Genomic DNA, 14,452 nt, shown 5'->3' on the forward strand with positions numbered 1-14,452 from the left:
GCGAAGTTCAAGTAACCCCGCGCTTTTTCTTTTGCTCAGATTTTACATATTGTAGAGCTTCTCATAGGCCCCGTGCATGGCCATCAGCTCCTCGTGGGTTCCTTCTTCCGCGATGCCGTTCTCGGTCAGCACCAGGATGCGCTCCGCATTGCGTATCGTAGATAACCGGTGCGCTATGACGAAGGTGGTCCGATCCTTCGCCAGGGTTTCCAGGGATTCCTGCACGATGCGCTCGCTCTCATTGTCCAGAGCGCTGGTGGCCTCATCGAAAATAAGAATGCGCGGATTCTTCAGGAATACTCTCGCGATGGAGAGACGCTGCTTCTGACCGCCGGAGAGCTTCACGCCCCGCTGGCCGATATCCGTGTCATAGCCATCCGGCAGTTCCATAATGAAATCATGGGCATTGGCGTTCCTGGCCGCCTCAATCACTTCTTCCCGGGTAGCATCCGGTCTGCCGTAGAGAATGTTATCCATGACTGTTCCGGCAAAGAGATAGACATCCTGCTGCACGATACCGATATTTTCACGCAGGCTCTGAAGGGTTACATCGCGGACATCATTTCCGTCAATGCAGACACTTCCGCCGGTCACATCGTAAAACCTGGGAATCAGGCTGCAAAGGGTCGTCTTGCCGCCGCCGGAAGAACCCACCAGGGCCACATAGCTGCCTGCCGGCACGTTAAGGCTCACATGATCCAGCACCTTCTCCGTGGCGTCCTCATACCGGAAGGATACATCCCGAAACTCCACCGTTCCACACACATCTGTAAGCGTCTTTGCGCCTTCTTTGTCCGCAATATCCGGCTCGATATCCATGATTTCCCGAAATCTGGTGTAGCCAGAATAACCATTCTGGAACTGTTCGGTAAAGTTAATGAGTTTCTTTACCGGCTCCGTAAAGTTTGCAATATATAAAAGGAATGTGATCAGATCCGGAATGGCCATATTGCCATCTACAATCAGTCTGGAGCCGGCCAGTACTACCACAATCGTCACAGCTGTCAGCATAGCGTTCAGTACCGACTGATAGGTCCCCATATAGAGATAGCTGCGGCGCTTGGTAGCCAGAAAACGCTCATTTCCTTTCTTGAATTTTCGCATCTCTATGTCTTCATTGGCAAAGGATTTTACCACCCGGATACCGGACAGGTTGTCCTCAATCTGTCCGTTGATATCTGCCATCTTTACGCGGTTCTCCTTAAAGACCCGCTTCATCCGCTTGTTCAGATACAGAGCAAAGGCCAGGATAAAGGGCAGGAAGCATGCGGTGAGAATCGTCAGGCGCATATTGATATGCCCCAGAATCACCAGCGCTCCCACAATTTTAATCAGAGAGATAATGATATCTTCCGGTCCATGGTGCAGAAGCTCTGTAATGTCAAACAGATCATTGGTGACCCGGGACATGAGCTGACCCACCTTCTGGTTGTCATAGAAGGTGAAGGCCAGCTTCTGATAATGCCCGAAAATGTCATTGCGCATCCCGTATTCCATACGTGCGCCCATCAGATGCCCCCAGTACGTGATATAAAAATTGCAGCCCAGCTCTACCAGAAGAAGTACCAGCATCAGCACGCTCAGCCGTACGATGGTCTGCCAGGCTGCGCCACTCTCCTCATAAATGACGGTACCGGTAATATACCGGACGATCAACGGCATAACCAGCGTTACACTGGCACCCAGAGTGGCGAAAAACAGGTCTAACGCCAAAAGACCCTTATAGGGTCCATAATAAGAAAAAATGCTTACCTTTTTGTTGTTTGTTTTACTCATATTCTACCTAATTTAAGGGCGCCACGCGGACGCCCTTAGCCTTGCTTATGAAAATAATTTCTCATTGTATACGCCGTCCGCAATCAGCTTCTTGAAGGAATCCACTACAGACTGCTTATCCTCTTTGTATGTAACTCCGAACCATTTGTCCTTGGTCTCCAGCACGCGGACGGTTGCCTTGCCGCTCTTCAGCAGCTCATCAATGATACCCGGCAGCAGATACTCCGCTTTGATATCGCCCGGCTTCACATTCTTCAGAAAATCAGCAAATCCGGTCTCTACCACGTCCAGGAACTCCGGGGTCAGACCCCACATGTTCATGGATACATAGCTGTCTGCATCTACCGGAACCAGCTTGTCGCCCTCGCCCGGTACGGCTGCGCCGCCCTCGTACTTCACGATGCCGCCTGTCTCTACCACGTCAGTCAGGAAGCCGTCCTTAACCTGGCAGATGCCACGGGTAACCGCTCCATTATCACTCAGGGTATTGCCCAGGATGAAGCCTGCCATACAGAAATCAAATTTTCCGGTATCCTCATGATCGGCCACCAGATAATCATGTACCTTTACGAACGCTTCTTTTCCGTAGTAATCGTCCGCGTTGATAACAACAAACGGCTCCTCCAGAAGTCCTTTGCAGCTTAAGACTGCCTGGCCGGTTCCCCAGGGCTTGGTACGTCCTTCCGGTACAGAAAAGCCTTCCGGCAGATTGTCAATAGCCTGGAACGCGTACTCGACCTCGGTGATCTTCTCGATACGGTTACCGATGATCTCTTTGAAATCCTTCTCCAGATCCTTACGGATGATGAATACGACTTTATTGAATCCTGCCTCCAGAGCGTCATGGATGGAATAATCCATGATGATCTCTCCGCTGGGTCCTACCGGCTCCAGCTGCTTGATACCGCCGCCAAAACGGCTTCCGATTCCGGCTGCCATAACAACCAGTGCTGTTTTCTTCATTGTGATATCCTCCCTATGATTTTCTCCCTATTTATACGCTTTTCATCGCATTGATGATATGCAGTACACTCTCCTCGCAGAGCTCGTCACTCAAAGCTTCTACCATGACGCGAAGCAGTGGCTCGGTTCCGCTCTTTCTGACCAGAACGCGTCCCTCGGTTCCCAGACGGTCCTCCACCTCTTTGATGGCCTTCTGCACATCCGGATGATTCAAAGTCGCGTCCATATCCTGTACCCGCAGGTTCTGCAGCAGCTGCGGATAAATCTTCACTTCGCCTGCCAGAGTACCCAGAGAAGCCTTCTTCTCCAGCATGACCTCCATGATCTTCAGGGAAGTCAGGATGCCGTCGCCGGTGGTCGCGTGTTTGCTGAAAATGATGTGTCCGGACTGCTCGCCGCCCAGCTGATAACCGTTTTTGGACATATTCTCATAGACATATTTGTCACCGACTGCTGTCTTCTCATAACGCAGTCCCACCTGATCGCAGGCCTTGTAAAGTCCCAGATTGGACATAACGGTGGTAACGATGGTATTGTCCTTCAGCGCGCCCTGCTCCATCATGTACTTTCCGCACACATAAAGAATCCGGTCGCCGTCCACCACTTCGCCGTTCTCGTCTACCGCGATGCAGCGATCCGCGTCACCGTCGTAAGCGAAGCCCACGTCCAGTCCCTGCTCCTTCACGAATTTCTGCAGGATCTCGATGTGCGTGGAACCACAGTTCGTATTGATGTTGGTACCGTCCGGCTCGTTGTTGATCACATAGGTCTTGGCTCCCAGGGCGTCAAATACGCTCTTGGCGATGGCGGAAGAGCTGCCGTTGGAGCAGTCCAGGCCCACCCGGATGTTCTTAAAGGAACGGGTCGGCAGAGAAATCAGATAACCGATATAGCGGTTTCTTCCTGCCGCAAAATCGATGGTTCTTCCGATGTCCTCTCTTGTGGCCAGCGGGCGCTCCTCGGTCTTGCCATCAATATACGCCTCAATCTTCTCCTCTACCTCGGCCTCCAGCTTGTGACCCTGGCCGTTGATAACCTTGATTCCATTATCATAGAACGGGTTGTGGCTGGCAGAAATCATGATACCGCAGTCAAAGCCCTCGGTCCGTACCACATAGGATACGCTGGGGGTCGTGGTCACGTGTAACAGATACGCGTCCGCGCCGGAGGCTGTGATGCCTGCTGCCAGGGCGTACTCAAACATATAGCTGCTTCTTCTTGTATCTTTACCGATCACAATCTTCGCCTTGTGCTCTCTTCCATAATACCATCCCAGGTATCTTCCTACCTTAAATGCGTGTTCTACGGTCAGTTTTACATTGGCCTCTCCGCGAAAGCCGTCGGTTCCAAAATACTTTCCCATATTCTACTCCTTTTTCACTGTCAGTTGTGCAGACAAAGAATCCATTTGCCTGAAAATGAGCGCACTGCGCCTGCTGAGTGATACTTTGCCTTTATTATATCAAAATCTGGCAAATACACAAGGTTTATTTTATTTCAGCCTTTTCCCAAGCTCCCCGGCGGTGCGATCCGACAGCAGTCGGTCAGCTCCCGGACGCATTCCAGATAGGTTTCCAGATTCTGAGCCTTTTTGATTTTCTTGCTGTACTTCTCCGCATGCTCGAAGAGGTGGCTCTGATAAAACCAGAGCTCTTTTACCTTATATAAGACGTTCCGGTCGCCGATATCCAACGCCCGGTAGCCGTCCACCAGACGCTGCTGAAATTCCCGGAATTTTTCCCGACAGGTTTTCTCATCCCATTTTAAATCCCCGCCCCGCATGGTAACCGGAAGTCCCGGATTCAGGATGATGCCGCGCCCCAGCATTACGCATTCCTCCTGCGGGAATTCTTTCTCGAACTCCGCGATCTGTTTTTCCGTAAATAAGTCTCCATTATAGCAGAGAGGCGCTTTACTCTTCTCCAGAGCGCAGCGGAAGACTTCTTTCCGCGGCGTATTTTTATAATAATCAGCCTGTAATCTCGGATGGATAATCAGCTCATAGAGCGGATAGCGGTTATAGACAGCTAACAGCTTTTCAAACTCTTCGTCCGCTTCCATGCCGATGCGGGTCTTCACCGACAGCTTCATTTTCCCGGGAAGGTCCTTGAAAACCATGTCCAGAAATCCTTCCAATTCCTCCGGGGATGCCAGGAAGCCTGCGCCCTTGCCCCGGGTGACTACGGTTTTGGACGGACAGCCCAGGTTCAGGTTGATTTCCTGATACCCCATTTCCTGCAGGGTCTCAGTTAGCTCCAGAAAGCCTTCTGCATGGTTCGTCAGAATCTGCGGCACCACGTACAGTCCCTCATTGTGCTGTGACAGCACCTCGTTTCGCTCCTTGGTTTTCATGCTGCGCTTCTCATGCGGCTCCAGAAACGGGGTGAAATATTTGTCCAGCGGACCGTAGACGGCTGCGTGGGCATTGCGGTAGATGAAGGTAGTGACGCCCTCCATGGGGGCCAGATAGATGCGTGATATCGGCATGGCTGTGTGCTCCTGTTCCCTTTTATTCTTTCTGAAAACAGAAGTATATTGTCAGCTTCTGTCCAGTTTCGTCCTTTATCTTATCACATGTATCACACAGATGCATTCTTTTTTCGCTCTGGTTTGGGATGCCCTTATCCGCACACGTAAACTGGTTGACCCCTCCCCGCTTTTGCGCTATTCTATTTAAATAAGATAAATGTTTTCTTTATTATTGCATAAAATGATTTCAGACCGGAGGTTTTTATGTATACACTTTCTCTGTTTCTGCTGACCCTGTTCAGTCTCTATATCGGTGTCTTCGCTTTCTTCCGCTGGAACGCTTCTTTTCTGCGGAATCTCAGTCACGCGCCCGTCCAGGCCCTGTTTATCCTGGCCTTTGGCGCGCTGCTTCTGGCGGCGCTGGTGCTTTTATACCGCCTGGTAAATAGCATGTCTGAGAAAAATCAGAAGCGTCTGGAGCTGGCCTTTTTTCTGATACTGGCTGTCGGGCAGCTCGGTTTTCTGGCTGTAATTCGTCCCCAGCTTCGCTATGATCCCTTAAAAATCTTCGATATGGCCATCGAAATGCTGCGGATGCACACCATCTCCGGCACTTATGAAACCGGATACTTTGCCCGATATACCAATAACTATCCGCTGACCATTCTGACTTACTGGTTCCTGAAGCTTTTACAGGGCGTCGGCGTGCCGGAAAGCGGCTTTATGCTGGCAGTACAGCTGGTAAATGTCGTGTGCATTCTGGTCTCCGTGGTACTGGGGTATCTGATTTTAAAAGAACTGAAAGGCAGGACGGAAGCCGTCTTCTTTCTCGGCATCTGCGTGCTGTGCCCGCTGTCCTATGTGTGGGCCGGGTATTTCTATACGGCCAACTGCTCCATGCCGTTTTTGATGGGGATTCTTTATCTGGGCATCCGGATTCAAAAGACCCTGGACGCTTTTCATCGCAGGACCGTGGTACATTCGGTCCTCACCACGGCTTCAAATTACCGAAAAGGCCGTCTCACGCTTCTTTTCGCGCTCCTTGGCGTCGTGACCGTCTTCGGGTTTAAGCTGCGGGCTACGGCGGCCATCGCACTGATTGCTCTTTGCATTGACAGCGCGCTTAGGAGCTGGCGCAGACGGGAGGAAGGACTGGCTGGATTGATTGGTGAAACACTCCGGACACTGTCTGTTCCGTTTATCGCTTTCGCGGTGACTGCCGCCCTGTCCCTGGGACTTTTCTCATCGGCTGTGAATACCTATGTAAATTTCGATTACAAAAACACCGGATTTCCGGCGGTTCACTGGGTCATGATGAGTGCACGCTGGGACGGCTCCTTTGACCAGAATGATGAGAATTATACCGTAAGCTTTGAGACTAAAGAAGAAAAAACTGCAGCTGACCTGGCAATTCTGAAAGAGCGCATCAAAGAGGCTGGACCTTTAGGGCTTGTAGCCCTTTCAGGCCGCAAGCTTCTGAACACCTGGGTGGACGGCACCGACAGCTACCAGGCCGAGGACAGCTACGCTTCCTATGGGAAGGTCTATGATTATCTCATTGGAAATAAGAGCGGACTGCTGCTCATCTATACCCAGGCCTTCCGGACGCTGGAGATGCTGGTCATCGGCTTGGAGGCAGCGAACGCACTGGTAAGGCTCCGGCGTAAAAAGAAAAGACCGCAGCTCTTTTTGGTACAGCTGACTCTGCTTGGCGGCATGGCGTTCCATCTTCTTTGGGAGACGAATCCGCTGTACAGTATCGGATTTACATACCTGTGTCTGATGCTGCTGGCAGACGGCGTGGCAGAATTTACCGAAGCGCTTCCCGACTATACCGTATCCGATCGTCTCTGGATCACTCCGGCTGCCGGTACGGTGCTGCTGGCGCTGCTTCTGGTTTTCGCCAAAAAAGAGCTGGTGGATACACCCATCGAGGCTTATGATTATGCCATTGACCAGTATCAATACGCAGGCGGATACGACGGCTATGTAACCTCTTACAACCAGAATTATGTGCAGACCTTTACTACCGACAAGCCTTTTAACCGCATCTCCATCCGGGTTATCAATCCGTTGGATGATTATAATCAGTCGGCCTTCTGCGTGCGGCTTACAGACGGCAGCGGTCATGTGGTCTATGAAAATGACCGATTTCTGGCAGGGCTGGTAACAAAAACGGCTCTGTACGAATTTCAGTTGGAAGATATCGTGCCGAACGGCGAGACAGCCTATACACTGGAGATTTGGCCGGGGTATATCGAGGATGAGAACAGTCTGGAATTTCTGTCCTACACCACCGGAAACTGGGATCTGTATCCGGATGGACAGCTGAGCGTGGGCGGCGAGACCGTCAAGAATGGGGATCTGGCCTTTGCGGTATATCAGTATCGGGTGACGACATACTTTAGCCTGAAGCAGTATCTGGTGCTGTGCGCGGGAATGATCATGCTGGCTGTCGGGGTTACGGTACTCAGTCGGAAGATGTTCGTATAAACCAACAGGCAGGGAGCAGAAAAACTTTCCTAAGGAGAGGCCAAGTCGCCTCGAACGTGGAAATTTTTTCTGCCCCCTGCCGTCCGTCTATCATAATCCGCAATAATACGAATCCATCCACTGCAGCCTTCGCTCCACAAACGCCTTCACAAATTCCGTCTGCTCCCGCCCGATGGCTTTATCCCATATGGCATTCTCCCGTTCCAGTACCCTGTTATATTCCAGCGTTCCGTATAATTGCTCTATCAGCTCCTGCAGATATTCCTCCGTCAGCACCGTACTGCGAAGTTTCATATACATTTCTTTTCTTCCCTGCGCTGTTTCTTCCGGCCAGGCCTCCATCAGACGTTCTACGGTCTGATCTCCAGTATACAACGAATCGAAGCCCTCATATACACAATAATCCAGGTTTTGTCCAAAGCTGGCATCCATATCCCATGGGAGCTTCTGCACCGTATAGCTGCCATCGTTTTCTCTGGTAAATATCATATACTGATTTTTGGCTGAATTATCAACTCCTGTAATCAGCATCAGGAAGATATCCATTTTATACAGACCATCCAAATTGAAGTTCAGTGTCAATGTACTCTCCGGTTCTCTTCCGTCCATAAATTCCCGGTATGCTTTCAGAACCTCATAGACCTCGTCTAAAGAGTCTTCATTTTTTCCGTCAATGATAAATTCTCCACATTGACGCGCTTTCTGCCCCTCCCCGCTATCCACATCACTCCAGAAATCCGAATCCTCCGGCCAGGTTTTTACCTGTACCAGAAAATGATTTTCCGAATCTAATCCTATCGTTTTAAAATCCATGGGTTCGTGAAGCAGATAGAGTCCTCTGTACTCTCCATCCTGAAACAGCTCTATATATCTGCCCTGATATGTCCCGAAGCTGTTAATTGCGTTCCAGATTTCCGTCGCCAGCAGTTCGCGGATTTTACTCTCGTCCAGCCCCATGGCTCGCAAGATCCAGTCATCATCCTTCCGCAGATCCAATAATTGCTGCTTATTACTGTTTCCACCGGTATCCAGAAGATTCAGCTTATATCCCTGTTTATAATATACTCTGCTGGCAGAGCCGCGCACATGATACTCGCAGCGGCTGACCGTTTTGTAATCGCCACGCTCCTTTGCTGTGTTGAAAAGAACCATGTTACCATATGTTCGCTCTGCTTCCGTCTGCTCTGCTTCGTCCTCTAAAAGCATCACCGGAAGACCGGTAACGTAAATCCGGCCTTTCTGATAGCTCTCATCATTGTACACGATGTACTCTAGCGCCTGTGCATTTTGAATACATTCATCCGGTTCCGGGAATTTCTCCTTGTCCGAAAATGCTATTTGGTATTCTCCGGACACTTCGATATCTCCCCGCCAGTCATCTGCTGTCTGGGAAATCAGATAGGCTCTTTCTTCTTCTTCTGCGTAGACCGGTAAGGTCGTTCCCTCAAAATACAGTTCATACTCAATGTTTTCTTCCCGGCGCTGTTCGCAGATTTTTGCCGTCTCCTGTTCATTCAGCATCGGCACATCCATGACACAGCGCTGCTCCTGATACAGCATAAATCCGCCCAAGACGCATGTCAGCGCCAGACTTACCCCCAAAAATACCTTCTTCAGGAACATGCTGTTCCCCCCTCATTTATCTCCTGTCTTTTCTGTCAGTGACCTAACAGTATATACTCTGCGTTTTCACAGAGCACTTCCACCCCCTGGAGTTTTTCTATATTCTGCTCATAATCCAGCCGGTCCACATAGAGGACCGCATCGCCTTTTTCGCTGAGAAAGGCCTCGATGCCGCCGTCCCGACAGTGAAAATCGCCGCTGATCTCGGCTACGAACAGCATATTCTGCTCCCAGTCGCCGATGGCAGCCGGATCCTCGCCGGGGACGTAGACGTAGGCTTTCTCTCCGGCGTATGACGCGTCCCGGCTGACGCTCTCCCGGATAAAGAGCTGGAAGGGGTCGCCGTGAGCCTCACGGATGACGTGGAAGTACGCGTTTTTCATGTATATTACGACAAGCACGAAACTGGCGACTGTGGCTGTTATCCCCACCAGGGTACGAATCCCGGAGAATTGTCCACATTTTTGCTCCGTTTTTCTACCGTCATTTTCAGATGATTTTTCACCTTCAGATTCTGTGACGTCTTTCTCTTCCCCGGCTAACGGCAGCCGGATCAGACCCCCCAGTATCGCCGCCGCTCCCAGTGCCAGCGGCACAGTACAGGGGTAGCAGTACCAGATGAGCTTCGTTCCGATGGCGGAAAAGCCCAGGAACGGCAGTAAAAACCACAGCAGGATACCGCCGCCCTGCTCCAGCAGGATCCGATTCCAGGCTTTTTTTCGCCACATATATAACAGGCCGCACAGGATTCCGACTACACAGATCAACAGCTGCCAGCGGTAGATGAAGCCCTCGGCTCCGAATACCATATCGTAGTAGAAGCTGAACGGAAACTGATGTCCCTCGAAGTTGGTGCTTCCGGTACGGGCCAGCAGATCCACTTTTATCATGTTTTTCAGGAAGAACAGGCCGTCTTTCGTGAAGCGCCAGCCAAACCATAAAAGCAACGGCACAAAAACAGACAGCAGGAAACCGCCCCATTCTTTCTTTTTGAACCGCAGCATTTCCCCATTTGCCAGCAGGCAGATGCCGCCAATGGCCATAATCATACCGGCATGCCAGCTTTTGGTCAGAAAGGCCAGGGAGAACATCAGCCCGCAGAGGTATACGTTTTTATGGTTTTTCTTTACGGACAGCATGGCCAGCATAGCCAGCGTGAAGAACAGAAGATAGATGGAATCCGCGTCACCTGCCCGGGCCAGATGGGCCGACAGTGGTCGTTCATTGGCGCAGAAAAAGCCCAGTACCAGAAGCGAGGTCTCTTTGCTGTAACGCCTGGCGAACAGGGCGCAGGCGATTCCGGCCAGCAGATAGGAAAACGCGGATGTAAATCGCAGGCCAAAGACACTGTAGCCAAAGAGCTTAAACCCCAGCACAATGCCCCAGTAACTGATAGAGGGCTTCAGATTCCAGTCATCCACCCGGTAGTTGTAGGTATGCTGAATATAGTCGCCGTTCTGGATCATTTCATAGGCATTAACGCCGTGGCGGGCCTCATCCCAGGAGTCTACATACTGCACGTCCAGACAGCGAAAGCAGTAAAAGGCAAGCACCAAAGCGCCTGCCGCAAAAAAGATCCAGTAATATTTTTCAAACAGTCCGAGCAAGAGTCTGTAAAATTCTGTAAATCTATTTATCATTTTTTTCCAAGCAACCATATACTTCCCCCAAATCATAAAGCAAAGCTCTCATTTATGATTTTAAATATGATTTATTTCAGCATTTCTTTCAGTGTTCCGCAATATACGCTGTACATCACCGCCGCAAACTGGTCATACCCCGCCGCGCCCGGATGCAGGGCGTCGCCCTCTTCGAAATTGGCGTCACTGTTGTGCATGAATCCAAGGGGAATCAGCACGATATTTTTCTTGCCTTTGAATTTCTTTGCCATGGCCTTCGCCAGATCCATGACACGCTTGTCGGATCGGTTTTTAAATTCACCCGGCAGGAAAGCGGTGCCATCCTGCTTCACCATGGTTCCTATTTTCTCCTGGTCGCCCCAGTACAGGGTATTCACCAGATAAATGGGGATATCCGGGTCGTGACGACGGATATTGTCCACCATCCGGGCGATGGCGTTCACGGTATCAGCAGGGTCATCTTTCAGGCCGTTGGTTCCCAGGAAAATCTGAATAGCGTCCGGATCAATGCCCGTGGACAGCTTGTAATATTTCCAGTCGAACATCTTCTGAACCGGATCGTAAAAGGGCTGGACTCCTTCGTCATTGCCATCGGAATAGAACTTGGTGGGCTCCAGGTAATCCTGGGCCGAAAAGCCGCTCCGTCCCTCATGGCTGTACCGCGTCCAGCCTCTTGTGCCCGCAAAAGTGAGCTGGTCCCCTGACAGATGGTAGATGGTCCGATACCATTCCCGTCCGTCCGAAAGACTGTCGCCGATATTTACGAGCGAATATTCCCCCTCCAGCTTCTCTGCCACATGAAGGGTGCTTTTCAGGGTTATCACTTCATTTACATTATAATCAAATACAGTCAGAGTCAGGTCATATTCACCCACCTGCTCCTCTTTGCCAGTCACGGAGAACCGATCTTCCAGGTTCTCGCCGATCTCGCAGTCCCAGTTGCAGACATAACCATCCCGCAGACCAGACCAGACGACCTCATCGTCATAGAGTTCCACAGTGCTTCCCACTGCCACATAGATATCCTCCGGCAGATAGGCCTCCACCTGAGGCTTATATTTCTTAAGCTCCATCTGTAACATGACATTCCAGACCAGCAGAGCGACGATAACTGCTGCCGGAATTATGAGAAGAAGCTTCTTTTTACTTCTGATTCCGCTCAATGTTTGTCTCCTTACAGATAAATATGGGCCGGTGCTTGGTCTCCATATAGGTCTTCGCCAGATACTCGCCCAGGATTCCGATACAGAACAGCTGGATACCACCCAGGAAAATGATGATACAGGTCATAGACGGCCAGCCGGACACCGGATCTCCGTAGAGCACTGTTCGAATGATAATAAAACACAGCGCCAGAAACGCCACAATGCAGAAAAAGACTCCCAGAAACGCAGCCATTACCAGGGGCGCTGTCGTAAAGCCCACGATGCCCTCAATACTGTATATCAGCAGCTTCCAGAACGACCATTTGGTCTCCCCGGCGCTTCGCTCCACATTTTCATACTCCAGCCACTTGGTGTTGAAGCCGACCCAGCCAAACAGTCCCTTGGAAAATCGGTTATATTCTCCTAACCGAAGTAACTCATCCACAAACTGCCGGGTCATCAGCCGGTAATCCCGGGCTCCGTCCACGATATCCGTCTTGGACAGCCGGTGCATCAGCGCGTAAAAGCGTCTTGCAAAGAAGGAACGGATCGGCGGTTCCCCCTTTCTGGTCACGCGGCGGGTCGCCACGCTGTCATAGTCTTCCGTCGTAATAATCCGGTACATCTCCGGCAGAAGGCTCGGCGGATCCTGCAGATCCACATCCATAATGGCCACATAATCGCCGTCCGCATAGGACAGACCTGCGTACATGGCTGCTTCTTTTCCGAAATTCCGTGAAAAGCTCACATATTTCACACGGTCATCCCGCTCTGCCAGCTTCTTCATTTCCATGAGGCTTGCATCCCGGGAACCGTCATTTACAAATAATACTTCCAACCGCACCTGAGGCATTTCCCCTGCGGTCTTCGCAATCGCGTCATAAAAGATAGGAATCGCTTCCTGCTCATTATAACAGGGAACAATAATTGAAATCTTGTCCATAGCTATTTTTCTTTTTCTTTCTCCTCGTCGTCAAAACCGCGAATCTGGTCAATCAGGAAGGGCGGACGGTTTCTCGCCGCGTCGAAGGCTCTCCAGATATACTCGCCCAGAATTCCCAGCATTACCATGGTCACACCAAAGGAAAACAGCATCAATACCATCATGGACGTCCAGCCCGGTACGTCCTCCACGCCGGTCAGCCGCTGTACCATCAGTACAATCGCCCAGATAACAGCTCCTGCCGCATATACACCACCCAGTCCGGTCATAAAGCGCACCGGGAAATAGGAGAAGCTCATCATGGAATCCACAACCAGCTTGATTTTCTTCGACAGGGTCCACCGGGACTCCCCGATCTCTCTGGCTTTCCGGTGGAAATAAACCTTCTCGGTCTTGAAGCCTACCCAAAGCACCTGCAGAGTTAATGCGGAATTCTTCTCATCCAGCATCAGCAGCACTTCAATGACCTGACGATCCAGAAGATAACAGTCAAAGCCGCCTTTGGGCATATTTTTCATAATCAGCTTCCGGGTAATGGTGTAGTAGAGGTTGGCGAAAAACTTCTGAATGGCGCCCTCGTCGCGGTCGGCTCGTACCGCCAGAACCACCTTATTGCCCTCTTTCCATTTCTCGTAAAGCTGCAGGATCAGCTCGGAATCCTCCTGCAGATCTGCCTGCTTGGTCACAGCACAGTCGCCGGTGCAGACAGAAAGGCCCGCCAGAATGGCGGAATGCTCGCCAAAGTTTCTGGAAAGCTTCACCAGTCTGACCTTGTCATCCATATCGCGGATCTGATTCATGATTTCCCAGGAATTATCGCCGGATCCGTCGTCCACGAAGACAATCTCGTAATCCTCCAGCTTATGCAGAATCTTCTCTTTCATGTCCTCATAGAGGAGCATCAGGGTATCGGAGTTCCAGTATACCGGAACGATAATTGAAAGCTTGCTCATCGTCTGCGTGTTCCTCCCACTTCTTTGATAAATTCATCGTAATCGCGGATGTATTCGTGGCCGTCGTAATGGGTGTTAGCCAATACTAATAATACGGAATCCGCGCTGAAATCGTACATATCCTTCCAGAGCATGGTGGGCAGATAGAGTCCCATACGGGGACGGTTCAGCTCGATGATATCCTCCTCGAAACCATTGTCCACGCGCACCTTGCTGGACCCGCTCACGTTGATAAGGACGAATTCAGAATTGCGGTTGGCGTGTTGGCCCCGGACTACTTCACTGTCAGAACCATAGATGTAGAAAACACGCTGAATGTCAAAAGGAATATCCTGCGCTCCCTCTACAACCACCAGTTTTCCACGCTCATCGCCCAGATCACCGAATTCCAGAATCTTGTACTGATCTTTAATACTCATATTTTCTCTCCCAGTTTTATTAAAATGC

General features: G+C 50.7%; 11 protein-coding genes. 1 reads left to right on the forward strand and 10 read right to left on the reverse strand.

Annotated elements, in window-relative coordinates; genetic code table 11:
• Positions 1-42: 42 nt before the first annotated feature.
• The 4 genes from ACTRC3_RS01590 to ACTRC3_RS01605 form a co-directional block, all read right to left on the reverse strand.
• Positions 43-1,776 carry an ABC transporter ATP-binding protein gene (locus ACTRC3_RS01590; protein WP_349163747.1) on the reverse strand — a complete coding sequence of 578 codons (1,734 nt, stop codon included), beginning with the start codon at positions 1,774-1,776 and terminating at the stop codon, positions 43-45.
• Between the two features lie 45 nt (positions 1,777-1,821).
• On the reverse strand, positions 1,822-2,739 hold the full coding sequence (locus tag ACTRC3_RS01595; protein WP_440321029.1) for a nucleotidyltransferase family protein: 918 nt from the start codon (positions 2,737-2,739) through the stop codon (positions 1,822-1,824).
• A 31-nt stretch (positions 2,740-2,770) separates the two neighbouring features.
• Positions 2,771-4,102: a phosphoglucosamine mutase gene (gene glmM / locus ACTRC3_RS01600; RefSeq protein WP_440321031.1), complete on the reverse strand. Its 1,332-nt coding sequence runs from the start codon at positions 4,100-4,102 to the stop codon at positions 2,771-2,773.
• Positions 4,103-4,236: 134 nt separating this feature from the next.
• Positions 4,237-5,226, reverse strand: coding sequence for a tRNA-dihydrouridine synthase (locus ACTRC3_RS01605; protein ID WP_440321033.1), 990 nt, complete (start codon positions 5,224-5,226; stop codon positions 4,237-4,239).
• Between the two features lie 246 nt (positions 5,227-5,472).
• Between ACTRC3_RS01605 and ACTRC3_RS01610 the strand changes: the two genes are divergently transcribed.
• Positions 5,473-7,701, forward strand: a complete 2,229-nt coding sequence (locus ACTRC3_RS01610) for a hypothetical protein (RefSeq protein ID WP_440321035.1) — start codon at positions 5,473-5,475, stop codon at positions 7,699-7,701.
• 90 nt (positions 7,702-7,791) lie between these two features.
• On the opposite strand, the gene ACTRC3_RS01615 is transcribed toward ACTRC3_RS01610, so the two are convergent.
• The 6 genes from ACTRC3_RS01615 to ACTRC3_RS01640 form a co-directional block, all read right to left on the reverse strand.
• Positions 7,792-9,324: a CotH kinase family protein gene (locus ACTRC3_RS01615; RefSeq protein ID WP_440321036.1), complete on the reverse strand. Its 1,533-nt coding sequence runs from the start codon at positions 9,322-9,324 to the stop codon at positions 7,792-7,794.
• Between the two features lie 35 nt (positions 9,325-9,359).
• Complete coding sequence (locus ACTRC3_RS01620; protein WP_440321038.1) at positions 9,360-10,964, reverse strand: ArnT family glycosyltransferase; 1,605 nt, start codon at positions 10,962-10,964, stop codon at positions 9,360-9,362.
• Between the two features lie 71 nt (positions 10,965-11,035).
• Complete coding sequence (locus tag ACTRC3_RS01625) at positions 11,036-12,127, reverse strand: SGNH/GDSL hydrolase family protein (protein WP_440321040.1); 1,092 nt, start codon at positions 12,125-12,127, stop codon at positions 11,036-11,038.
• Positions 12,108-13,052 (reverse strand): glycosyltransferase family 2 protein, encoded by a 945-nt coding sequence (locus ACTRC3_RS01630; protein ID WP_440321042.1) that lies wholly within the window; start codon positions 13,050-13,052, stop codon positions 12,108-12,110. The genes ACTRC3_RS01625 and ACTRC3_RS01630 overlap by 20 nt, the downstream gene beginning before the upstream one ends.
• 2 nt (positions 13,053-13,054) lie before the next feature.
• Positions 13,055-14,005, reverse strand: coding sequence for a glycosyltransferase family 2 protein (locus ACTRC3_RS01635; RefSeq protein ID WP_349163757.1), 951 nt, complete (start codon positions 14,003-14,005; stop codon positions 13,055-13,057).
• Positions 14,002-14,424, reverse strand: coding sequence for a WxcM-like domain-containing protein (locus ACTRC3_RS01640; protein WP_178038785.1), 423 nt, complete (start codon positions 14,422-14,424; stop codon positions 14,002-14,004). Before ACTRC3_RS01640 ends, ACTRC3_RS01635 begins: the two co-directional genes overlap by 4 nt.
• Positions 14,425-14,452 lie beyond the last annotated feature (28 nt).

Source organism: Laedolimicola sp. (assembly GCF_051972735.1).
GTDB lineage: Bacteria > Bacillota > Clostridia > Lachnospirales > Lachnospiraceae > Laedolimicola > Laedolimicola intestinihominis.